The 20,864-nt window shown below is 72.2% G+C and carries 22 protein-coding genes and 1 pseudogene; 8 read left to right on the top strand and 15 right to left on the bottom strand.

Annotated elements, in window-relative coordinates:
• Positions 1 to 115: 115 nt before the first annotated feature.
• From AC0682_RS30980 to AC0682_RS30945, 8 genes are all read right to left on the bottom strand, one after another.
• Entirely contained in the window at positions 116 to 526 is a 411-nt protein-coding gene (locus tag AC0682_RS30980) for a VOC family protein (protein ID WP_478536533.1), read from the bottom strand.
• 159 nt (positions 527 to 685) lie between these two features.
• On the bottom strand, positions 686 to 1,723 hold the full coding sequence (locus tag AC0682_RS30975; protein WP_254813271.1) for an ArsR/SmtB family transcription factor: 1,038 nt from the start codon (positions 1,721 to 1,723) through the stop codon (positions 686 to 688).
• Positions 1,724 to 2,338: 615 nt separating this feature from the next.
• Positions 2,339 to 5,050 (bottom strand): pyruvate, phosphate dikinase, encoded by a 2,712-nt coding sequence (gene ppdK, locus AC0682_RS30970; protein WP_254812622.1) that lies wholly within the window; start codon positions 5,048 to 5,050, stop codon positions 2,339 to 2,341.
• 340 nt (positions 5,051 to 5,390) lie between these two features.
• Positions 5,391 to 6,125, bottom strand: a complete 735-nt coding sequence (locus tag AC0682_RS30965; RefSeq protein ID WP_254812621.1) for an HAD family hydrolase — start codon at positions 6,123 to 6,125, stop codon at positions 5,391 to 5,393.
• The gene (locus AC0682_RS30960) at positions 6,122 to 7,297 is read right to left on the bottom strand and encodes an ABC transporter ATP-binding protein (protein ID WP_478536531.1); all 1,176 of its coding nucleotides are present in this window, start codon (positions 7,295 to 7,297) and stop codon (positions 6,122 to 6,124) included. The genes AC0682_RS30965 and AC0682_RS30960 overlap by 4 nt, the downstream gene beginning before the upstream one ends.
• Positions 7,298 to 7,303: 6 nt before the next feature.
• Positions 7,304 to 8,284: an ABC transporter permease gene (locus AC0682_RS30955; protein ID WP_478536529.1), complete on the bottom strand. Its 981-nt coding sequence runs from the start codon at positions 8,282 to 8,284 to the stop codon at positions 7,304 to 7,306.
• On the bottom strand, positions 8,272 to 9,189 hold the full coding sequence (locus AC0682_RS30950; RefSeq protein WP_478536527.1) for an ABC transporter permease: 918 nt from the start codon (positions 9,187 to 9,189) through the stop codon (positions 8,272 to 8,274). The genes AC0682_RS30955 and AC0682_RS30950 overlap by 13 nt, the downstream gene beginning before the upstream one ends.
• Entirely contained in the window at positions 9,189 to 10,367 is a 1,179-nt protein-coding gene (locus AC0682_RS30945) for an ABC transporter substrate-binding protein (protein ID WP_478536526.1), read from the bottom strand. Before AC0682_RS30945 ends, AC0682_RS30950 begins: the two co-directional genes overlap by 1 nt.
• Positions 10,368 to 10,633: 266 nt before the next feature.
• Here AC0682_RS30945 and AC0682_RS30940 point away from each other — a divergent pair, with 266 nt between their 5' ends.
• Positions 10,634 to 11,389 (top strand): GntR family transcriptional regulator, encoded by a 756-nt coding sequence (locus AC0682_RS30940; RefSeq protein ID WP_478536525.1) that lies wholly within the window; start codon positions 10,634 to 10,636, stop codon positions 11,387 to 11,389.
• Positions 11,390 to 11,511: 122 nt separating this feature from the next.
• Here the strand turns inward: AC0682_RS30940 and dusB are convergent, their stop codons facing one another.
• Positions 11,512 to 12,660 carry a tRNA dihydrouridine synthase DusB gene (gene dusB / locus AC0682_RS30935; RefSeq protein WP_478536522.1) on the bottom strand — a complete coding sequence of 383 codons (1,149 nt, stop codon included), beginning with the start codon at positions 12,658 to 12,660 and terminating at the stop codon, positions 11,512 to 11,514.
• A gap of 89 nt (positions 12,661 to 12,749) precedes the next feature.
• On the opposite strand from dusB, the gene AC0682_RS30930 reads away from it, so the two are divergent.
• Positions 12,750 to 13,115, top strand: a complete 366-nt coding sequence (locus tag AC0682_RS30930; protein ID WP_478536520.1) for a hypothetical protein — start codon at positions 12,750 to 12,752, stop codon at positions 13,113 to 13,115.
• 18 nt (positions 13,116 to 13,133) lie between these two features.
• The gene (locus AC0682_RS30925; protein ID WP_478536519.1) at positions 13,134 to 13,295 is read left to right on the top strand and encodes a hypothetical protein; all 162 of its coding nucleotides are present in this window, start codon (positions 13,134 to 13,136) and stop codon (positions 13,293 to 13,295) included.
• Positions 13,296 to 13,355: 60 nt separating this feature from the next.
• Here AC0682_RS30925 and AC0682_RS30920 read toward each other — a convergent pair whose 3' ends face one another.
• From AC0682_RS30920 to AC0682_RS30900, 5 genes are all read right to left on the bottom strand, one after another.
• Positions 13,356 to 14,390, bottom strand: a complete 1,035-nt coding sequence (locus AC0682_RS30920) for a peptidoglycan-binding protein (protein ID WP_478536517.1) — start codon at positions 14,388 to 14,390, stop codon at positions 13,356 to 13,358.
• Positions 14,391 to 14,784: 394 nt separating this feature from the next.
• Positions 14,785 to 15,750 (bottom strand): glutaminase, encoded by a 966-nt coding sequence (locus AC0682_RS30915; protein ID WP_478536516.1) that lies wholly within the window; start codon positions 15,748 to 15,750, stop codon positions 14,785 to 14,787.
• Positions 15,751 to 15,926: 176 nt separating this feature from the next.
• Positions 15,927 to 16,136 carry a DUF397 domain-containing protein gene (locus tag AC0682_RS30910; protein WP_478536535.1) on the bottom strand — a complete coding sequence of 70 codons (210 nt, stop codon included), beginning with the start codon at positions 16,134 to 16,136 and terminating at the stop codon, positions 15,927 to 15,929.
• Between the two features lie 156 nt (positions 16,137 to 16,292).
• On the bottom strand, positions 16,293 to 16,502 hold the full coding sequence (locus tag AC0682_RS30905) for a DUF397 domain-containing protein (RefSeq protein WP_478536515.1): 210 nt from the start codon (positions 16,500 to 16,502) through the stop codon (positions 16,293 to 16,295).
• Positions 16,499 to 17,338 carry a helix-turn-helix domain-containing protein gene (locus AC0682_RS30900; protein WP_112491572.1) on the bottom strand — a complete coding sequence of 280 codons (840 nt, stop codon included), beginning with the start codon at positions 17,336 to 17,338 and terminating at the stop codon, positions 16,499 to 16,501. Before AC0682_RS30900 ends, AC0682_RS30905 begins: the two co-directional genes overlap by 4 nt.
• 107 nt (positions 17,339 to 17,445) lie before the next feature.
• Between AC0682_RS30900 and AC0682_RS30895 the strand changes: the two genes are divergently transcribed.
• The 5 genes and pseudogenes from AC0682_RS30895 to AC0682_RS30875 all read left to right on the top strand — a co-directional run.
• Positions 17,446 to 17,706, top strand: coding sequence for a hypothetical protein (locus tag AC0682_RS30895; RefSeq protein ID WP_018487054.1), 261 nt, complete (start codon positions 17,446 to 17,448; stop codon positions 17,704 to 17,706).
• Positions 17,707 to 17,782: 76 nt separating this feature from the next.
• Positions 17,783 to 18,169 carry a hypothetical protein gene (locus AC0682_RS30890; protein WP_478536512.1) on the top strand — a complete coding sequence of 129 codons (387 nt, stop codon included), beginning with the start codon at positions 17,783 to 17,785 and terminating at the stop codon, positions 18,167 to 18,169.
• 23 nt (positions 18,170 to 18,192) lie between these two features.
• Positions 18,193 to 18,630 (top strand): hypothetical protein, encoded by a 438-nt coding sequence (locus tag AC0682_RS30885; RefSeq protein ID WP_478536511.1) that lies wholly within the window; start codon positions 18,193 to 18,195, stop codon positions 18,628 to 18,630.
• Complete coding sequence (locus tag AC0682_RS30880) at positions 18,627 to 19,025, top strand: hypothetical protein (protein ID WP_478536510.1); 399 nt, start codon at positions 18,627 to 18,629, stop codon at positions 19,023 to 19,025. Before AC0682_RS30885 ends, AC0682_RS30880 begins: the two co-directional genes overlap by 4 nt.
• Before the next feature lie 134 nt (positions 19,026 to 19,159).
• Positions 19,160 to 20,196: pseudogene (locus AC0682_RS30875) on the top strand (RICIN domain-containing protein); the annotation flags it as partial.
• A gap of 115 nt (positions 20,197 to 20,311) precedes the next feature.
• On the opposite strand, the gene AC0682_RS30870 reads toward AC0682_RS30875, so the two are convergent.
• Positions 20,312 to 20,530, bottom strand: a complete 219-nt coding sequence (locus AC0682_RS30870; RefSeq protein WP_478536509.1) for a DUF6243 family protein — start codon at positions 20,528 to 20,530, stop codon at positions 20,312 to 20,314.
• Positions 20,531 to 20,864: the final 334 nt, after the last annotated feature.

Here is a 20,864-nt window from a genome sequence, read left to right as displayed (position 1 = left end):
CCCCCCCCCCCCCCCCCCCCCCCCCCCCCCCCCCCCCCCCCCCCCCCCCCCCCCCCCCCCCCCCCCCCCCCCCCCCCCCCCCCCCCCCCCCCCACGCCCCTGCACGTCGGCCCGCTCAGCTCTCGCCCTGGGCGGCGGCCTCGTCCATCCAGACGACCTCCCAGATGTGGCCGTCGGGGTCCTGGAACGAGCGGCCGTACATGAAGCCCATGTCCTGCGTCTCGCCCGCCGGGGAGCCGCCCGACGCCAGCGCCGCGTCGGCGAGCGAGTCGACCTCCTCACGGCTCTCGGCGCTCAGGGCGAGGATGACCTCGGTCGTCGTCGAGGCGTCGGCCACGTCCTTCTTGGTGAACTCCTTGAAGCGCTTTTCGGTCATCAGCATGGCGAAGATCGTGTCGCTGATGACCAGACACGCGGTCTTGTCGTCGCTGAAGGTGGGGTTGGTCGTGAAGCCGAGCTTCCCGAAGAAGCCCTTCGAGGTCTCCAGGTCCTTCACCGGCAGGTTCACGAAGATCATCCGAGCCATGGCCGTTGCCTCTTCCCGCGTTCCGTGGTGCGCCGCCGTGGTCCGTGCGGCGCTGTCGAAGGGGTAGACGGCAAAGCCGCCCGGAACTCATCGCCGTACAGAGAAGAATCTCCCGCGCGCACGGCGCCCCCGCAGCCCGGCCCCTGGTCCCCGGCCCGCTCAGGACAGCGCCATCGGCGCCCCGCCCCGCAGCAGCGAGCCGCCCAGCGGGGTCAGCGTGTGGAGCACCGAGCTGCCGTGGCGCAGGGTGAGGACGAGACCCGCCTCGCGCAGGACGGAGGCGTGCTGGCTCGCGGAGGCGAGCGACACCCCGGCGCGGCGGGCCAGCTCGCTCGTGGTGCAGCCGGTGCCTATGGACTGCAGCACGGCGGAGCGGGTGTGGCCGACGAGCCGGCCGAGCCAGGGGCCGGGCTCCGCGAAGGCAGGGGCGCCGGTGTGGGTGACCGGGTACACGAGCACGGGCGGGAGCGAGGGGTCCCGGTAGACGACGGGGGTGCCCCGGCAGAAGAACGAGGGCTGGAGCAGCAGCCCGCGCCCGTCGAGATACAGGTCGCGGTCGACCGGGTAGTCCGCCTCCAGCACGGGCGCCCGCCACCGGATCATCGGCGGCAGGGTGGCCAGCAGCCCTTCGGCCCCGCCGTCCAGGAGCGCCCGGCCGCGCACCGCCCGGTCGGCCTCGATGGAGGCGCGGATGTGCGGCCAGTAGGGCTCGACGGCGGCGTCGTGGTAGCTGCGCAGGGCCCCGATGAGCCGGACCAGGGGCTCGGCGCGCCCCTCGGAGAGCGCGGCGGGCAGGGCGGCCGTGGCCCGCGCGGGGCCGGCGTCGCAGCCGCCGCCCGCCCGGCCGCCGCGCTGCCGCCGTCGGCCGGCCGCCATCAGGTCCAGCTCGCGACGGACGCGGTCGACCGGGGTGTCGCGCAGGGCCTCCATTCCCGCGTCGAGCCCGAAAGGCTCGGCGCCTTCCTGCGAGGGGGTCAGGAAATCCGGGAAATACCCGCGGGGCGGGACGACCGCCGCCAGCAGTTGTGCTTCACCATTCAACCGCGCTCGTGTTTCGGTCCGCCATTTCCCGAAGACCGTCGAAGCCCGCCGGTCCCTCAGCCGGTGAAAACTGAGAATCGTCTCCCACAACGCGTCCGGTCTCGTGGCCATCCGCACCCGCGAAAGGTCCAGCCTGGACACATGGATCCGCAGCACTACCGCCCCCACCTGTTGCATCCGCAATTGCCCCCACCGAAGGGTATGCGGACCGTCACAGGAGGTCACCACGGGGTTTCGGCCAGAAGTGAAACGTCTCGCCCTGTTCCGCTTCACCCGAAAAGCTGTACGACGTCGGGTACGCATCCGGTGCCCGCCGGATGAGCACGTGAAGGCCGTGGGGGGCTTCGTGTGTTCGGCGGCGGCGGGCGGCGGTGCGGCTCCGTACCCGACGGGGGTAAGCCGGGTGCGGTCCATGGGTGGGGATCCATGGACCGCACCCCGGTCCCGGCCCCGGTCCACCCGGCGGCCACCGTCACTTCTTTGCGTATTAAACGAAGCAATGTGTGCTACGACACATCGGTAGCGCCCATTCCGCTCCGGGACGGTGCACGGCACATATTCCACCGACAAGCGAAACGGCTTCCACGGCTGGGCGGAGTGACTCCCGGCGACAAGCGGAACGGCTCCCGCCGGACAGGACGAAGCGGCGGCACCCCCGCACAGGGTGCCGCCGCTTCCGGGCGTTCCGGGGATCGAGACAGGGCATCGGGCCGATGAGGGACTCGGCCCAATTCCCTTATAAATCCCCGGAGTTGGTCTATCCGAAGAGGGTCAGCGGCTGTCGCTGGCCCGCGCTCCGGCGGCGGCCCGGCCCGCTTCGAGGCGGGCGACCGGGATCCGGAACGGTGAGCAGGAGACGTAGTCGAGGCCCACCTCGTGGAAGAAGTGCACCGACTCCGGGTCACCGCCGTGCTCGCCGCAGACACCGAGCTTCAGGTCCGGGCGGGTGGCCCGGCCGGCCTCCACGGCGCTGCGCACCAGCGAGCCGACGCCGTCCTTGTCGATCGTCTCGAACGGGGAGACCCCGAAGATGCCCTTCTCCAGGTAGGCGGTGAAGAACGAGGCCTCCACGTCGTCGCGGGAGAAGCCCCACACCGTCTGGGTCAGGTCGTTGGTGCCGAACGAGAAGAACTGGGCGGCCTCGGCGATCTGGGCCGCCGTCAGCGCGGCGCGCGGCAGCTCGATCATGGTGCCGATGGTCAGCTTCAGGTCGGTGCCGGTGGCCGCCTGGACCTCCGCGATGACCCGGTCGGCCTCCTCGCGGACGATCTCCAGCTCCTGCACCGTGCCGACGAGCGGGATCATGATCTCGGCGCGCGGGTCGCCCTTGGCGTTCTTGCGGTGGGCGGCGGCCTCGGCGATGGCCCGTACCTGCATGGCGAAGAGGCCGGGGATGACCAGGCCCAGGCGGACCCCGCGCAGACCCAGCATCGGGTTCTGCTCGTGCAGCTTGTGGACCGCCTGGAGGAGGCGCAGGTCGTTCTCGTTGGCGTCCTTGCGGGACTCCGCGAGCGCGACGCGCACCGACAGCTCGGTGATGTCGGGCAGGAACTCGTGGAGCGGCGGGTCGAGCAGCCGTACGGTGACGGGCAGCCCGTCCATCGACTCGAACAGCTCGATGAAGTCGGCCTTCTGGAGCGGGAGGAGAGCGGCCAGCGCGCTCTCGCGCTCGTCGTCGGTGTCCGCCAGGATCAGCTTCTCGACCATCTCGCGACGCTCACCGAGGAACATGTGCTCGGTACGGCAGAGCCCGATGCCCTGGGCGCCGAAGCGGCGGGCGCGCAGCGCGTCCTCGGCGTTGTCGGCGTTGGCCCGCACCCGCAGTCGGCGGACCCGGTCCGCGTACGCCATGATCCGGTGCACGGCGGCGACCAGCTCGTCGGCGTCGTCGGCGCCCGCGTGCATCCGGCCCTCGAAGTACTCGACGACCGGGGAGGGGACGACGGGCACCTCGCCCAGGTACACCTTGCCGGTGGAGCCGTCGATCGAGACGAGGTCGCCCTCCTCGATCACCGTGCCGCCGACCGTCATCCGGCGGCGCTTGGTGTCGACCTCCAGGTCCTCGGCGCCGCAGACGCAGGTCTTGCCCATGCCGCGCGCCACGACCGCCGCGTGCGAGGTCTTGCCGCCGCGCGAGGTCAGGATGCCCTCGGCGGCGATCATGCCTTCGAGGTCGTCGGGGTTGGTCTCGCGGCGGATCAGGATGACCTTCTCACCGGAGCGGGACCATTTGATCGCGGTGTACGAGTCGAAGACGGCCTTGCCGACGGCGGCACCCGGCGAAGCCGCGATGCCCCGGCCGAGCAGCTCCGTCTTGGCCTGGTCGTCGAAGCGGGGGAACATCAGCTGGGCGAGCTGGGCGCCGTTGACGCGCTGGAGGGCCTCGGCCTCGTCGATCAGCCCCTGGTCCACGAGCTGGGTGGCGATCCGGAAGGCGGCCCCGGCGGTGCGCTTGCCGACCCGGGTCTGGAGCATCCACAGCTGGCCGCGCTCGATGGTGAACTCGATGTCGCAGAGATCCTTGTAGTGGTTCTCCAGGGTCTCCATGATGCCCATGAGCTGGTCGTACGACTTCTTGTCGATCGACTCCAGATCGGCGAGCGGCACCGTGTTGCGGATACCGGCGACGACGTCCTCGCCCTGCGCGTTCTGGAGGTAGTCGCCGTAGACGCCCTGGTGGCCGCTGGCCGGGTCGCGGGTGAAGGCTACGCCCGTACCGGAGTCGGGGCCGAGGTTGCCGAAGACCATGGAACAGACGTTGACGGCCGTGCCGAGGTCGCCGGGGATGCGCTCCTGGCGGCGGTAGAGCTTGGCGCGGTCGGTGTTCCACGAGTCGAAGACCGCGTTTATGGCCAGGTCCATCTGCTCCCGGGCGTCCTGCGGGAACGCCCGCCCGGCCTGAGCCTCGACGATCTTCTTGAACTGCTTGACCAGCTTCTTCAGGTCGGCCGCGGCCAGGTCGGTGTCGACCGTGACCCCCTTGGCCGCCTTCGCCTCCTCCAGGGCCTCCTCGAAGAGGTCGCCGTCGACGCCCAGGACGGTCTTGCCGAACATCTGGATGAGGCGCCGGTAGGAGTCCCAGGCGAAGCGCTCGTCGCCGGACTGGGTGGCGAGACCGGCCACCGAGGCGTCGGAGAGGCCGATGTTGAGGACCGTGTCCATCATGCCGGGCATGGAGAACTTGGCGCCGGAGCGTACGGAGACGAGCAGCGGATCGTCCGCCTGGCCGAGCTTCTTGCCCATCCGCTCCTCCAGCGCGGCGAGGTGTGCACTCACCTCGTCGCGGAGGGCCTTCGGGGCCTGCCCGCTCTCCAGGTAGACCTTGCACGCCTCGGTGGTGATCGTGAAGCCCGGAGGGACGGGAAGACCGAGGTTGGTCATCTCGGCGAGGTTCGCACCCTTGCCGCCCAGAAGATCCTTCAGATCCTTGTTGCCCTCGGTGAAGTCGTAGACGAACTTCTGAGGATCTTTGTTTTCCGACACGGGTCTCGACTCCTCGAGGACGCGGTGGCTGCCCTGACGGCGAGGAACATACCCAGATCGAAGGCGTATGGGTACGTCCACTTGGTCGTCATGAGGCCGCAACCACTCGTCCGCCAGCAGATCTAAAGAACCTTCCCGACGAGCGGAGTGCGATCCTCTGTTCAGCCCCTGAAGGCAGCATGGCCAATTCTTGACCCTGGACTCTCATATGAGCGGACCAGTCCGCACCTGAGTTCACTTCCCGAAGGCTGACACCTGGCACTGAGTGCCAGGTCTTCCAGAAGTGCAGCCACCGCCTACCCGCTCATCTGAGCGGACCCCCGATCAAGGGTGGCGTGAATCACGCTGGTTTCGGACCCTGGATTTCAGGATTCGGACGCCTCAGGCAGTCGGTCAGCACCCCGAGGTCCACCTCCTCCAGGCTACGGGCGAACGTCCGCGCCCGCCCCGGGGCGACCGGCAGCAGCGACGGGACGACCAGCACCGCGCACCCCGCCGCGTCGGCGGAGGCGGTGCCGTCCGGGGAGTCCTCCACCGCCACGCAGGCGGCGGGATCGGCGGCGAACCGCTCGGCGGCCGCCCGGTACGGATCGGGGTGCGGCTTGGTCCGTACGGTGTCGTCGGCCGAGAGCGTGAAGGCGAAGTCCACCCCGGCCAGCGCCCCCGCCACCACCGCGTCGACCACGCTCCGGGGCGAGGCGCTGACCAGGGCGAACGGCACCCCGGCCGCTTCGAGCGAGGCCAGCAGCGCGGCGGCGCCGGGGCGCAGCGGGGCGCCCGCGTCGACCTTCCGGAAGAAGGAGTCGGTCAGTTCGGCGGCGGTGCGCTCCAGGGCGGCGGACCGGGCCTCGGCCGCGTGGGAAGGGACCGGGGAGCCGACGCCGGTGACCTCGATCAGATGAGCGGCGGTGTCGGCGACGGCCCGGCCGACGACCTCGGGGGCGTCCGCGTCGGTCAGCCGGTGGCCGAGCCCGGCCGCGACCTCCCGGGCCGTCTCCCACCAGAGCACCTCGGTGTCGACGAGCGTGCCGTCCATGTCGAAGAGGACGGCGGCGGGGGCGGTCGGCGCCTTCACGCGTCCACCTCGTCACCGGCGGCGGTTTCCGGCGCGGCGCTCTCCCCCGCGGGCACGACGAGCACCGGCCGGCGGACCGGGGTGACCCGGGCCCGTACCCCCGGAGCCAGCTCCGAGGCGTCCCGGGACGCGAGGTCGGCCTTGACCGAGGTGCCGCCCGGGAGGTCGAGCAGGACCCGGGTGACCGAGCCGAGGAAGGAGGCGGAGACGACCGTGGCGGTGCCCTCGGGGTCGGCGGTGACGCCGATGCTCTCGGGCCGGATGAGGACGTCGACCCCGCCCCGGCCCGCGGGAACGTCCCCGTCGACCGGCAGTGACGCGCCCGCGACGACCACCGAACCGTCGCCGGTCAGCTGCCCGGGCACCCGGTTCATGGTGCCGACGAACTCCGCGACGAACGGCGTGGCGGGGCGCTCGTACAGCTCGGCCGGGGGCGCGCACTGCTCCAGGCGGCCCGCGTTGAGGACGGCGACCCGGTCGGCCATGGAGAGCGCCTCCTCCTGGTCGTGGGTGACGAAGATGGTGGTGATCCCGAGCGCGAGCTGGAGGCGGCGGATCTCCTCGCGGAGGGTGAGCCGGACCTTGGCATCGAGTGCCGAGAGCGGTTCGTCCAGCAGCAGGACCCGGGGGCGCAGGGCGAGCGCGCGGGCCAGGGCCACGCGCTGCTGCTGTCCGCCGGACATCTGGTGCGGGTAGCGGTCGCCGTGGGTGGGCAGGCCGACGAGTTCGAGCAGTTCGTCGGCGGTGGCGTGGCGCTCGGCGGTGGCGACCCCCCGCATCCGGGGGCCGAAGGCCACGTTGTCGCGGGCGTTGAGGTGCGGGAAGAGGCTGTAGGACTGGAAGACCATGCCCGCGTCGCGCCGGTTGGCGGGCACGGGGGTGATGTCCTCGCCGTCGACCAGCACGTCGCCGGAGTCGGGCTGCTCGAACCCGGCGAGGACCCGCAGCGCGGTGGTCTTGCCGCAGCCGGAGGGGCCGAGGAGGGCGAGCAGTTCGCCCGGTTCGGCGGTGAGGTCGAGGCCGTCGAGGGCGACGGTGGGGCCGAACGCGCGACGCAGGGAGCGGAACTCCACCCGCGCTCCGGTGACGGCCCGGCCCTCGGACGCGGCGGCGGCCGGGACCGGCCCGGAGCGGGGGGAGGTGGCGGTGGGCGGGGCTGGCAGGGCTGACATGGGTGGCTACTCCTTGCCGGGTACGGAGGTGGGGGCGGCGGCCGGGGTGGTGGCCGGGGCGCCCGGGGTGGTGGCGGCCGGGGTCGCGGCGGCTCCGGCGGGAACCGCACCGGCAGGGGCGGAGGCGGACGACCCGGTTCCGGCGCGCGAGAGGATGAGCAGCAGGACCCAGGTGATGAGGAGCGAGAGCAGCGAGACGGCGACCGACATCCGGGCCTCGGCGCCGGAGACGGTGACGATCCACACCGCGAAGGGCCGGAACCCCAGCAGGGAGGCGACGGTGTACTCGCCGAGCACCAGCGCCAGGGTGAGGAAGGAGGCCCCGGCGAGCGAGGAGCGCAGGTTGGGCAGGATGACGCTCACGATCACCTGCAACCGGCTCGCCCCGCAGTTGCGGGCCGCCTCCACCAGCGTCGGCACGTCGACCGTGCGCAGCCCCGCGTCCAGCGAGCGGTGCACGAACGGCAGCGCCAGCACGGTGTAGGCGAGGACCAGCACCACCGGGAAGGACTCGTTCTGGACGGCCAGGAAGGTCTGGTAGAGCGGGGTGCGCGAGAAGTGGTCGGGCCCCCAGCGCAGCACGGTGGCGATCCCGGTGACCAGGGCGATCGGCGGCACCACCAGCGGCAGCATGCAGACCACCTCCACGACGGCCCGCAGCCGGGGCGGCCCGAGCCGCACCGCGACGAGTGCGGGGACGACGAGCAGCAGGGCGAGCGCGATGGTGGCGGCGGCGAGGGAGAGCGAGAGGAGGAGGCTCTCGGTGAAGCCGTCGGCCGACAGGATGCCGCTGTACGCCTCGAAGGTGAGGCCCTGGTTCGGCACGTGGACCGTGAAGACGAACGAGGAGAGCAGCGGGGTGACGAAGTAGAGCCCGGCGACGGCCAGGACGGCACCGCGCCAGTAGCGCGGGCGCGGACGGCGGGCCTTCACCGGCGCGGGCGCCGGGACGGAGGCCTCGGGGGCGGCGGTGGTCAGTGCAGCCATCGGGAACTCCGTCGCTGGAGGGGCAGATAGACCGCCATCACCAGTCCGGCGATCACGATCATGTCGAGGCTCAGCGCCAGGGCCACGTTCTCCTGGCCGACCAGGACGTTCCCGGAGAGCGCGTCGGCGATCTTCAGGGTGACCAGCGGTACGGAGCCGCCGACCAGGGCGGCGGCGGTGGCGTGCGCGGCGAAGGCGCTGCCGAAGAGGAGGACGAACCCGCCGAGCAGCGAGGGCGCGAGCACCGGCAGTCCGACGTGGCGCCAGAACTGCCAGGCGGTGGCGCCGTTGTTGCGGGCGGCCTCGCGCCACTGGGGGCGCAGCCCGTCCAGGGCGGGGACGACGACGATCACCATGAGCGGGATGAGGAAGTAGAGGTAGATGACGGTGAGCCCGGTGAAGGAGTAGAGGTTCCAGCCGAGCGCGTCCAGGTGCCCGAGCTGGGTGACCACACCGGAGATGCCGAGGGTGGCGATGAAGGCGAAGGCCAGCGGGACGCCGCCGAAGTTGGCGAGCACCCCGGAGGCGGTGAGCACGGCCCCGCGCAGCGCGGCCCGCCGGGAGGTGACGACGGCCTGGGCGATCAGCACGCCGACGACGGTGGCGATGGCGGCGGTCAGCGCGGAGAGCTGGACGCTTCCGGTGAGCGAGGTGAGGTAGGGCCCCTGGAGCGAGCGCTGGAGGTGTTCGCCGGTGAGCTGGGTGGCGCCGGAGGCCGGGTCGGTACGGGTGACGGCCCCGTACAGCAGGGCGCCGGCGGGCAGTCCGAAGCAGAGCCCGGCGAAGACGAGCAGCGGGAGCGCGCCGAGCCAGGCGCGGGCCGGCCGGCGGCGGCGCGTGCGGCCACCGGCCCCGGCGGCGGCCGCCCCGGGTCCCGGGGCGGCGGACGGGTGGGAGACGGTCATCAGGAGACGGCCTTGTCCCAGTTCTCGGAGAGCGTGGCCTTGGCCTTGTCCAGCTCGTCGGAGGAGGGGAAGGCCGGGGTGCCCTCGACGGCGGGCAGCTTGGCGACGAAGGCCTTGTCGGCGGTCCCGTCCTCGGTCATGGCGGGCAGCAGCACCGGGCGGGCGTACCCCTTGAGCCAGAGGTTCTGGCCCTCGGCGCTGTACAGGTACTCCATCCACAGGCGGGCTGCCGCCGGGTTCGGGGCGTCCTTGTTGATGGCCTGGGAGTAGTACTGGGCGTAGACGCCGTCCTTCGGTACGGAGACCTTCCAGTCGACGCCCTTGGACTTGAACTGGTCGGCGTACCCGGCGTTCAGGTAGTCCCAGTCGATGCTGATGGGCGTCTCGCCCTTCTCGACGGTGGCCGGAGTGGACTCGACGGGGATGAAGTTGCCGCTCTTCTTCAGCTTGCCGAAGTAGTCGATGCCGGGCTGGATGTCCCCGAAGGAGCCCTGGTTGGCGAGGGCCGCCGCGTAGACGCCGCCGAAGGCGGAGCCGGACTTGGTCGGGTTGCCGTTGAGGGCGACCTTCCCCTTGTACTCGGGCTTCAGCAGGTCCGCGAAGGTCTCCGGGCAGGTCTTGATCCGGGCGGCGTCGCAGCCGATGGAGACGTACCCGCCGTAGTCGTTGTACCAGCGGCCGTCGGCGTCCTTCTGGCTGTCGGGGATCTTGTCCCAGGCGGTGACCTTGTACGGGGCGAACAGGTTCTCCGCCGCGCCGCTGCGGGCGAAGGCGATGCCGAGGTCCAGGACGTCGGGGGCGCGCTTCTGGCCCTTGCGGGACTTGACGGCGGCTATCTCGTCGGCGCTGGAGGCGTCCGGCGTCTCGCTCTTGATCTTGACCTTGTACTTCTCCTGGAAGGTCTTGATCAGCTCGCCGTAGTTGGCCCAGTCCGGCGGCAGGGCGATGACGTTCAGCTCGCCCTCCTTCTCGGCGGCGGCGACCAGCTTCTCCATCCCGCCGAAGTCGGCGACCGAGGTGGCGTCGGCGGACTTCACACCGTTCGCCCCGGTCTCGGCCTTCTCCTCGGGCGCGGCACCGCAGGCGGTGAGGACGGTGAGGGTGGCGGTGGTGAGGGCGAGTGCGGCAACGGTACGGCCGTTGGCGCGGATACGGGGACGGGGTCGGGCTCTGCGCACGGTGGTATCTCCCGGAAGCGAAGTGTGAGGGCCACTTGTTCATACAAGCTGGCACCAGTTCGCCCGGGCCAGGTGTCCGGGAAGTTAACGTCCCGTGTCCGGTGCCGCAAGAGGGCGCGAAGAGGAAAGCCCACTATTCAGCGGTTGTGGTAGATAACGACCTCGCATCGAAACGTGTCACGACGACGCTAGAGTGAGCGGCAGGACCGTCACGGACGAGCGGACCTGTACACAACGCCTAGGTCACATGAAGCCAAGGGGGACGCGTGGGCGCTACGCGCTACCGGGAGATCGCCGAGTCGCTGCGGCACGCGATCCGGACGGGCGTCTACCCGCTGGGCTCCCGGCTGCCCTCCGAGAGCGACCTCGCCACCCGCTGGTCGGTCTCCCGCGGCACGGTCCGCCAGGCGGTGGCGCTGCTGGCGTCCGAGGGCCTGATCGGCTCCCGGCAGGGGGCCCGGCGGGTGGTCCTGCGCCAGGAGCGCCGCCAGAGCTTCCAGCAGCTCAACAGCTTCGCGCAGTGGGCGCAGGCGATGGGGTGCGAGGTCACCAGCCGCATCCTGACCCGCACGCTGCGCCCGGCCACCGACGAGGAGGGCGAGCGCCTGGACGCGGAGCCGGGCACCGAGGTCCTCTACGTCCTGCGCCTGCGCCACCTGGACGGCGAACCGGTGATGGTCGAACGGACGGTGTACGCGGACTGGGTGGCCCCGGCGGTCCTGGAGCTGCCGGAGGACTGCGTCTCGATCATGGACAGCATCGCGGAGCGGGCGGACATCGTGGCGCACTACGGCGAGCACCTGATCGACGCGGTGGCGGCGGGCAGCGAGGACGCCCGCCTCCTCCAGGTCCGCCGCGCCAGCCCGCTGCTGCGCCAGCGCCACCTGTCGTACACGGCGGCGGGCCGGGCCATCGAGTGGACGGACGACCGCTACCGGGCGGGCAGCGTGGTCTTCAACGTGATGAACTCGGCGGGCGCGGCCCCGCTGGAGCGCCGGGCGGGCCCGGACGTGACGGGCTGAGGCGTACGGGGGCGGGGTGCTCCGGACGTACGACGAGGGCGCGGGGCCCCGACCGGCCCGGCGCGTCCGGCGCTCCGGCCGACCCCTACGCCTACGCGTTCGGTCCCGGCCTCCGCGCGCGTTCAGCCGCCCGAGGTGTCCAGCTCCGCGTCGGCACTGACCCCGGCGCAGTCGTACGGGTCCTTGAGCCAGCCGTCCGGCAGGACGACCCGGTTGTTGCCGGAGGTCCGCCCCCGGGGCCCGTCGGCGCCGTCCGGCCAGGGCTGGTCGAGGTCCAGCTCGTGCAGCTGGGAGCCCAGCTCCTCCAGCGAGGAGGTGACGGCGAGCTTCTTGCGCATCTCGGAGCCGACCGCGAAGCCCTTCAGATACCAGGCGACGTGCTTGCGGAAGTCGATGACGCCCCGGGCCTCGTCACCGATCCACTCCCCCAGCAGCGTGGCGTGGCGCACCATGACGTCCGCGACCTCGCGCAGGGTGGGCGCGTGCCGCTCCGCACGCCCCTCCATGGCACTGACCAGATCCGCGAACAGCCAGGGCCGCCCGAGGCACCCGCGCCCGACGACCACGCCGTCGCACCCGGTCTCGCGCATCATCCGCAGGGCGTCGTCGGCGCACCAGATGTCCCCGTTGCCGAGCACCGGAATCTCGGGGACGTGCTCCTTGAGCCGGGCGATGGCGTCCCAGTCGGCGGTGCCGCCGTAGTGCTGGGCGGTGGTGCGCCCGTGCAGGGCGACAGCGGTCACCCCCTCCTCGACGGCGATACGCCCGGCGTCCAGGAAGGTGAGGTGGTCGTCGTCGATGCCCTTGCGCATCTTGATGGTGACGGGCAGGTCCCCCGCGCCGGAGACGGCCTCCCGGAGGATGGCCCGCAGCAGGGGCCGCTTGTACGGGAGCGCGGAGCCGCCGCCCTTGCGGGTGACCTTGGGGACCGGGCAGCCGAAGTTCAGGTCGATGTGATCGGCCAGGTCCTCCTCGACGATCATCCGGACCGCCTTGCCGACGGTGACCGGGTCGACCCCGTACAGCTGGATCGAGCGCGGTGTCTCGGCCGCGTCGAAGTGGATGAGCTGCATGGTCTTCTCGTTGCGCTCGACCAGCGCCCGGGTCGTGATCATCTCGCTGACGAAGAGCCCCTTGCCCCCGGAGAACTCCCGGCACAGCGTCCGGAACGGGGCGTTGGTGATGCCGGCCATGGGCGCGAGCACCACGGGCGGCTGCACGGTGTGCGGGCCGATGCGGAGCTGCGGGAGGACAGGGGCGAGCGTGGTCATGGCTCCATTGTCGCGTACGCCGAAGGAGTGGCGGTCGCACCGCCCTCCGCCCCTTAGAGTCCTCGGCACAACGAACTCTCGGGGTGCACATGGCTTACCTGTTCCTTTTCGTCTGCTTCCTCCTGCTGGGCCTGGCCGGTTCCCTGGCGGCCCGCACCGGATACCGGGGCGAGGTCTGCGACAGGTCGACCGGTTACGAGGTCCCCGCGGCGGTGAAGGCGGACCCCGCCCTCCGGAAGCGGGCGAACGACCTGGTGGCGTTCTGGTGCACCGGAGCGGCGATCCTCGGCCTGGCTCCCCTGGTCCCCCTCGGGACCGTCGTCCTGAGCGGCGGCGGCCGGTCCGTCTCCACCTGGGGCCTGGCGGCCTTCGCCGCGTACGCCCTGGTGATCGCGGTCGTGGGCGGCTACCCCTTCGAGAAGATCAAGCACCTGGGGGCGTCGGCCGAGGGGTGAGGCGAGGGACCCAGGACCGTGGAGACCACCATCCGCCGGTGGGTCCTCCAGGCCCCTGTGCGGGTGAAGGCCCTGGACGCGGCGGGCTTCACCGGCATCACGGTCGATACGTTCCCCGCGACGAGCGACGGACCGAGGTCGGCAGCCACCCTGCCGGTGACCGCCGAACGGCCTTGCTGACCGGGCCCGGGGGCCGATCCGCCCCGCCGAAGGGCAGCACCGATTCCGGGGCCTGTCCCGTCAGCCGGTCAGCGCCCGCCAGGTCACCGGCCCCGCCTCGCCGTCGACCACCAGGCGGTTGACGCTCTGGTAGGCGCGTACCGCGCTCGTGGTGACGGAACCGAACCCGCCGTCGACCACCAGCCCGGCGCCGCGCTTGTTCAGGGCGGTCTGGAGGGCCCTCACGTGCGCCCCGCTGCCGCCCTGGCGCAGTGTGTACACGAGCGCGGGCCAGGTGGCCGGGCCGACCTGGCCGTCGGCCACCAGCCCCTTGGAGCGCTGGAACCGCTTGACGGCGTCGGCGGAGACGGAACCGTACGCGCCGTCGACGACCAGACCGTAGCCGCGCTGGTTCATCAGGTGCTGGATCACCACGACCGTCGCACCGCTCGCGCCCGGGTCGATCCGCGACCAGCCACCGGCCAGGTCGACGCCCCGGGCGGCGAGGAAGGAGACCGGGTTGACCGTGGTGCCCAGGGCCCCCGTGTGCGTCTCGAAGTGCAGGTGGGGGCCGGTGACGTCGCCCGTGGCACCCATGTCGGCGATGCGTTGTCCGGCCGACACCGTGGCGTTCAGCCCGACCCGGTAGGCGCTGAGGTGCCCGTAGTAGGTGTACTGGCCGCCGCCGTGCGAGATCACCAGCCCGTTGCCGGTCCGGCCGGGCAGCCCGCCGCCCCACGACCGGCGGATCACCGTACCGGCGGCCGCCGCGTAGACCGCGGTCCCGGTGGAGTTGCTGACGTCCTGCCCGGCGTGGGGCCCGCCGCCCCGGGGCGCGCCGTAGTGGCCCCCTGCCGGGAAGCGCCCCTGCGCCGGACCGGCCCAGGCCCCGTTCCCGGCCACCGCCACGGCCGCCACCGCAGCCGCCGCCTCGGCCGCCGCCTCACGCGCCGAGGACGCCTCCGCCGCCGAGGCGGCCCCGGCCGGCAGGCTCCCAGCGAGCGCGCCCAGGCCCAGACCGGCCAGCAGTCCTCGGCGGGACAGCCGCGGCAGCGGGCGCAGGGTCTCGGCGGACAGGTCGTCCGGCCCACTGGGGGCAGCACAGGATCGGCACATGGTGTCTCCCTCGAAGCGATCGGGCGGTCAAAGCGCGTGGACGAGCCGGACGAGCGGGGGCGAGTGGGCCAACCGCGCACGCGGCACGGGGCGCGGTGCCAAGGGGTACGGGCCCCGCGTGCGGAGTTCTCGCCGCCGCACAGACGCTAGGCGGGCCCGGCGGCCGTGTCAGGGGCCTCCGGACCCAGGCCCGGGCCCAGCACGGGCCCAGCACGGGCCCGGGTCCGGGCCCATCCCGCCCGCAGATACGACCGCCGCTCCGGGCCCGCCCGGGACGCGGACCGGGACGCGGGCCGGAACGCGGACCGGAACGCTGGCCGGGGGCTGGCCGGGACGCGGACCGGAACGCTGGCCGGAAGGCGGGGGCGGTGCCCGTGGCGGGCGCGGCGGCGCGTCAGAAGACGGAGAGCCCGGTGAGCGTGGTGAAGCGGTCGAGGGCCGAGACACCGGCCACCGAGTTGCCGCGCCGGTCCAGCCCCGGGCCCCACACGCACAAGGTGCACTCGCCGGGCACGATCGCGATGATGCCCCCGCCCACCCCGCTCTTGCCCGGCAGCCCCACCCGGTAGGCGAACTCCCCGGCCGCGTCGTACGTGCCGCAGGTGAGCATGACCGCGTTGACCTGCTTCGCCTGGCTGCGGGTGAGCAGCGCGGACCCGTCGGCCAGCAGACCGCCCCGGGCCAGGAACCCGGCGGCGAGGGCCAGATCCGCGCACGAGGCCTCGATGGAGCACTGCCGGAAGTAGGCGTCGAGCAGGGCGGGGACCGGCAGCGTGATGTTGCCGTACGAGGCCATGAAGTGGGCGAGCGCGGCGTTGCGGTCCCCGAAGGCGGCCTCGGAGGCGGCCACCTCCGGGGCGAAGTCGATGGCGGGGTTGCCGCTCTCCGTGCGCAGCAGCTCCCGCACCCGGCCGGCCGCGTCCCCGGTCAGCGCCTCCAGCCGGTCGGTGACCACGAGGGCGCCGGCGTTGATGAACGGGTTGCGCGGGATGCCGTTCTCGTACTCCAACTGCACGAGGGAGTTGAACGGGTTGCCCGACGGCTCGCGCCCCACGCCGCGCCAGAGCTGCTCGCCGTCCAGGGAGAGGGCCAGGGCCAGGGCGAAGACCTTGGAGATGGACTGCGTGGAGAACGGCTGCCGCCAGTCGCCCACCCCGTAGACGGTCCCGTCCGGCTCCGCCACGGCCATGCCGAACCGCCGGGGGTCGGCCCCGGCCAGCATCGGTATGTAGTCGGCGGGGGTGCCGTGGTCGGTGAGCGCGGCGATCTCCCCGGCGATGCGGCTGATCACCGCGCCGAAGCGGTGGGAACCGGAACTCGGGGCGGGGCTGCTCGCCGGAGGGGCGGAGAGGTGGGACACGGTGTTTCCTGACGGGAGGGAGGGAAGGCACCGGCATGGTACGGGGACGAAACGGGAAAAGGCACCCCCGGCCCGACCCGCCCGCCGACCGGGACGCACAGCGGAACCCCGCTCGGGCCCGGACAGCACGTCGCCCCACCGCGCTCGGCACGGTGGGGCGACCTGGACGGCAGCGGTCAGACGGCGTCGAACGCCCCGGACCGCACCCCCGCGACGAACGCCGAGAACGCGGCCGGGCGGACGCCGACCACCGGGCCGTCGGCGCTCTTCGAGTCGCGCACCGGGACGGTGTCGCGCGAGGCGGCGAGGTTGACGGCCACCTCGACGCAGTCACCGCCGTTGTCGCTGTACGAGGACGTGAACCACTGCGGGTGCTGCTCGGCCATCGTGAAGTGCCCTTCTGTCACGCCGAAGTTCCAGGACGTTCCACCATGCACGAGCCCGGAGATGGCCGCCAGAGCACCTTCAGGCCGTGGCCGCCGGGCAGCAGGACGCCCCACTCTGCACGGGGCAGAGTGGGGCGGCGCTCGGAACGGGGATCGTCAGGCGGCGGCGAACTGCCCGGCCTGCACGCCCGCGACGAACGCGGAGAACGCGGCCGTACGGACGCCGACGACCGGGCCGTCCAAGACCTTGGAGTCACGGACGGGGACGATGCCCTGCGAGGCGACCAGGTTGGCGGCCACCTCAACGCAGTTACCGCCGTTGTCGCTGTACGAGGACTTGAACCAGCGGGGGGATTCGGTCTTCACGGGGTGCCCTTTCGCAGCTTGCTGATCTTGGCCGCAGACGCCGTCTTCGACAGCGACTCGCCCTGGAGTTGATGGTAGGTCGTGAACATGGGTGCCACGAGCGATGTTTCGCGCTCCACATACCCCTGCGCCTGCGATTCGGCGTACGCGACGATGGACCGGTCAACCATGGTCAGCAGATTGACCGGCAGGTAGAACGCCCTGCGCTCGCCAAGACTGAACGGCGCCACCTGGATGATCCAGTTGGGCCGCGCGGACACCTCCTCCAGCCGTCGGAGCTGGGCGTTCATGACCTCCGGACCGCCCACGGCCTGATGGAGGCAACTCTCGTCCATGACGACGAACACCATGGGCGGCTGCGAGCGGACGAGCGCTTCCTGCCGCCGTGCCAGGAACTCGACTCGCTGATCCGCCTGTTCGTAGCTGATGGACCCGCGTTCCACGTGCCCGTAGGCCACGGCCCGCGCGTAGTCGGGCGTCTGTAACAGCCCAGGAATGAGGCCGACGTCGAACAGCCTGATCTCCACAGCCCGGCCCTCGTACCCCACGTACTCCGGGAAGCCCTCCAGCAGCGAGCCGTTCCGCATCTCCATGTACTCGCGCTCGAACGATTCGGGCGTGCCGGTCGTACCAAATGCCAGGTCGGACTTCCGCGAGAAGCGAAGGGTCGGCGGTTTGCGAACAGTTTCCACCGCGGAAATGTGCTGGCTGGAGTACCCGATCTTCGGAGCCAGCACGTCCTGCGTCCATCCCCGGTCCTCCCGGAACTTGCGGAAACGTGCCCCGAAGGCCGCCTGCGGGCTGCTGGCGGGGTTCAGCTGCTTGATATTGACCATGGCCGTGCTCCCAACTCTTCCTTCAGGTTCCCTCAGTTGAAGGGGTTCTCACGGTAGGTCAGTCTGAGTCGCCCCGGTAGCCGTTCGGCTACAGAGAGGAGCGATAGGTGTACGGCGTGAACGCGTGCCCGAATACTGCGGGACCTCCCGAACTCCCCGCCCTGGGAACCCTCCTGGTCGACACCAGCCGTGACAACCGCGTGGGCGAGTTCCGCGGGGTCGCCGGCTTCTACTGGTCGCTGCGCCCCATGGGCGGCGGCACCGAGTGGGAGGTCGAACCCCGATACGTACGGCCCCCGTTCCCGATAGAGCAGCTCCGCGCCCGCACCGCCCGCGCCAACGCCCGCAGCCGGGGGGAGGTCCTGTGAACCGCAGCCCCCTCGCCCGGTTACGGGATCGGCTCCGGGCCCTCATCCGCTCCCCCGGCACCCACGGGCGTGCCGCGTGACGCGCGCGGCGTACGCAGCCGAGGTCACGCTCTCCGACGGGCACCGGCACGCCTCGCTCGGCGCCGTCACCGTACGCAACCGGCGCCTGGCCCTCCTCTGGCTCCGCCGCCAGGCTCTGCGCCTGGCCCACGCCCACGGCAACCGCCAGGCCCTGGAGGACGCGTCACCGCGGCCGGCCACCCCCGACGCACGGCCCGTCCTCTTCCACGGCACCGACGCGCCCCACTCCCTGCGGCTCTGGGCCACCACCGGACAGCTCCAGGACGACGCCATACGCGCCCTGGAAGCGGGCCTCCCCCTCCACTTCACCGTCCTCGACCCCGCCACCGGCCTCACCCTCACCCTCGCCGGACGGCGCCTTCCCCCCGGCGACCACCCCTAGCCCCTCCGACAGAAGAGGCCCCCGTGCTGCAATGCACCGCCGTCACCCGGGTTCCCCTCAGCGACACCCTGACCGCGCTCATCACCATGGCCGACGCACCCGACACCCCACCGGAAGACTTCAGCCTCGACCACTACGTCCTGTGCGAACTCGGCGAACACGACACCTCCACCGAACACGCCGCCCTCCTCAGCCCCGCCAACCCACCCGACCACCCCGCACTCTGGCTCTACTGGACCGGCACCGACACCCACCGCATCACCACCGCCCCCTGGTGCCCCGCCACCCTCCACAACCTCACCACCGGCACCACCCTGCACTGCTCCCTCTACGACCCCCACCCCACCGGCCACTCCTGGGACATCACCGACCCCCTCGGAGACCTCCTCGTCGGCCCCCTCACCACCGATAACACCACCGACACCACCACCGACGATCCACAAGGGCGGCCCCACCCATGAACCAGTGCACCGCCCTCGCCCTTCTCCCGCCCCCCGCCCACCTCGTCGCCCTCATGCCCGCCGGGCACCACCCCGAGACCGGTCACGTGCTCTGCGAACTCGGCGGCGGCCACGACGACCACCACGCCGCCCTGCTCTGGGACGAACGCGCCCACCCCGAAACCGCCGTCTGGGTCCGCTGGAAAGACCCCGGACCCACCCGGCTCACCCCGCTCCCCTGGTGCCCCGCACGCCACCCCCGCGACCGGGCCAACGAAGCCTGCGAACTGTTCGCCGCACACCCCTCCCCCCACAGCTGGGACATCACCGACCCCACCCACACCGCCATCACCCGCCACCTCACCCACCAACATCCCCACCTCTTCCCTGAGTTCGGAGACGGAAGCAGGCGTTAGGGCTTCTGGCGCATCCGCGACGGGGCGCCGGACCCGGCCTCGTGCGGCCGCCCGGCCGGGCCCTGACCGGTTCAGCGGAACACAGCCTCACGGCCTGTACCGCCGGGCGGGGCCCGACCCTTCTGATCTCGCCGATGAGGGGTGCCGGTGGATCAGGTGAAGACGACGGAGCGCACCTTGAGGCGTTCCGAAGCACCGCCTGTGTGAGGACGGAGAGTGAAGGAGACGCGACCGGCGGGAAGGTGCTGGACAACCCCGCCGCCGCGGACCGCGGTGTCCGACAGTGGGACGCGGCCGCCGGGAAGAAGGGCCAGCAGTGGCACGTCGTCCCCGTCGAGGGCGAGGCGGGTCTCTACGTCATCGAGGGCGTGACCGACGGCACCGTTCTGGACCTGGAAGAGGTGGCGGAGCCGGACGACCCGGAGGACGGGTGGAAGGGCCCGGACGAGATCGGGATCGTCCTGCGCCCGCACGACGCCGGTGCGGCGAGCCAGCGGTGGCGGTTCGTGCCGGCCGAGCCCGAGCGCACCAGCGACCTCGTACTGCGCTGGTCACCCCTGGGCCACTGGAGCAGCCGGCAGTCCTGGCGGCTGGGCCGCTCGGCCGCGCTGCGGCCCGTACCCGAAGCGGCCCCTCCTTCAGTGACCTGCTGCCGGTCCTCGAAGCGTACGGAAGCGATCCGGAGGCGGGCGGCTGGAAGACCGACGTGGTCACCCCCGGACCCGGCGGAGGGCCCGGCACCTGGGCCGGGTCCGGTGCACGGCTCCTGGCCGACACGGCGGGCTCGGGGCACGCCGACATCGTGGGCATCAGGCCCACCAAGGGCGCCGTGACGCCGGTCGGGCGGGGTGACGGGATGTTCGCCGACGAGCAGCCGCTGCACTAGGGGGCGACCGGCCCGAACGCGGCCGACCTGTGGTCCTTCGTGGACCTGGCGGGCACCGGCAGGCCCGGTCTGGTCGTCCTGTGCACCGGCGGGGTCCGGGTCTCCGCCCGGGGCGAGGACGGGGCGTTCACACCGGCGGGCGGCGAGCTGGCCCTCAAGGCGTTCGGGCACGGCAAGCAGGCCGGCGGGTGGCTGGCGGACAAGCACCCGCGCTTTCTCGCGGAAACCACCGGCGACGGACGCGTGGACATCGTCGGCTTCGGCGGCCCGGGGGTGTACGTGGCCCGCAACCTCTTCCGGCGCTTCAGGACCCGGTAGCCGCACGCCGGGGCGCTCACCGGCGTACGCGAAGGGGCCCGTTCCGTACGTCGTACGGAACGGGCCCCGGTGCGTGAGTGCGTCAGCTCTGCGCGGACGGGGCGTCCTGCTCGGGCTGCCCGTCGGCCGTGGCCGTCTGGCCCTCGGCGCGCTCGCGCATCTTGCGGACCAGCTCCTGCTTCTTGTCCTCGGCGACCTTGCGGTCGGCAACGCGCGCGGAGCCCGCGCCCTGCTGTTCGGCGCGGGACAGCTTCTTGCGCTGCCCGCCGACGCCGAGGAGGTTGTTGCGGCCCTTGGCCATGGCGTTCTCCCGTTCGGGGTGAGAAGTGAATCAGCGAAAGGTGACCGGGGCCGGTCGCGGCCGTCCCGGGGGCGGCGGGGTGGACTCACCCGCCGCGCTCTCACTCGTAGATCTGGAAGAACGAAGACATGGGGAAACCGTACCCCGCCCCCGGAGCGCGCCGCACCAGATTTTCCGGCCGTCGGCGGCCCGAACGGGCGAGGGGGGGGGGGGGGGGGGGGGGGGGGGGGGGGGGGGGGGGGGGGGGGGGGGGGGGGGGGGGGGGGGGGGGGGAGGTGTGTGGGGGGGGGTGGGGCGGGGGGCCCCACGCCAAGTCGGGGGGGTGTGTGCGGGC

It is taken from the genome of Streptomyces sp. NPDC043746 (assembly GCF_056436485.1).
This window is presented reverse-complemented; position numbering and strand designations above follow the sequence as displayed.

Excerpts from the sequence above, each read along its gene's own strand:
- AC0682_RS30910 (WP_478536535.1), bottom strand. The coding sequence starts at position 16,136 with ATGGCCGAGCAGCACCCGCAGTGGTTCACGTCCTCGTACAGCGACAAC.
- dusB (WP_478536522.1), bottom strand. The coding sequence starts at position 12,660 with ATGACCACGCTCGCCCCTGTCCTCCCGCAGCTCCGCATCGGCCCGCAC.
- AC0682_RS30880 (WP_478536510.1), top strand. The coding sequence starts at position 18,627 with ATGAACCAGTGCACCGCCCTCGCCCTTCTCCCGCCCCCCGCCCACCTC.
- AC0682_RS30960 (WP_478536531.1), bottom strand. The coding sequence starts at position 7,297 with ATGTCAGCCCTGCCAGCCCCGCCCACCGCCACCTCCCCCCGCTCCGGG.
- AC0682_RS30955 (WP_478536529.1), bottom strand. The coding sequence starts at position 8,284 with ATGGCTGCACTGACCACCGCCGCCCCCGAGGCCTCCGTCCCGGCGCCC.
- AC0682_RS30900 (WP_112491572.1), bottom strand. The coding sequence starts at position 17,338 with ATGGTCAATATCAAGCAGCTGAACCCCGCCAGCAGCCCGCAGGCGGCC.
- AC0682_RS30930 (WP_478536520.1), top strand. The coding sequence starts at position 12,750 with ATGGCTTACCTGTTCCTTTTCGTCTGCTTCCTCCTGCTGGGCCTGGCC.
- AC0682_RS30980 (WP_478536533.1), bottom strand. The coding sequence starts at position 526 with ATGGCTCGGATGATCTTCGTGAACCTGCCGGTGAAGGACCTGGAGACC.
- AC0682_RS30920 (WP_478536517.1), bottom strand. The coding sequence starts at position 14,390 with ATGTGCCGATCCTGTGCTGCCCCCAGTGGGCCGGACGACCTGTCCGCC.
- AC0682_RS30950 (WP_478536527.1), bottom strand. The coding sequence starts at position 9,189 with ATGACCGTCTCCCACCCGTCCGCCGCCCCGGGACCCGGGGCGGCCGCC.
- AC0682_RS30870 (WP_478536509.1), bottom strand. The coding sequence starts at position 20,530 with ATGGCCAAGGGCCGCAACAACCTCCTCGGCGTCGGCGGGCAGCGCAAG.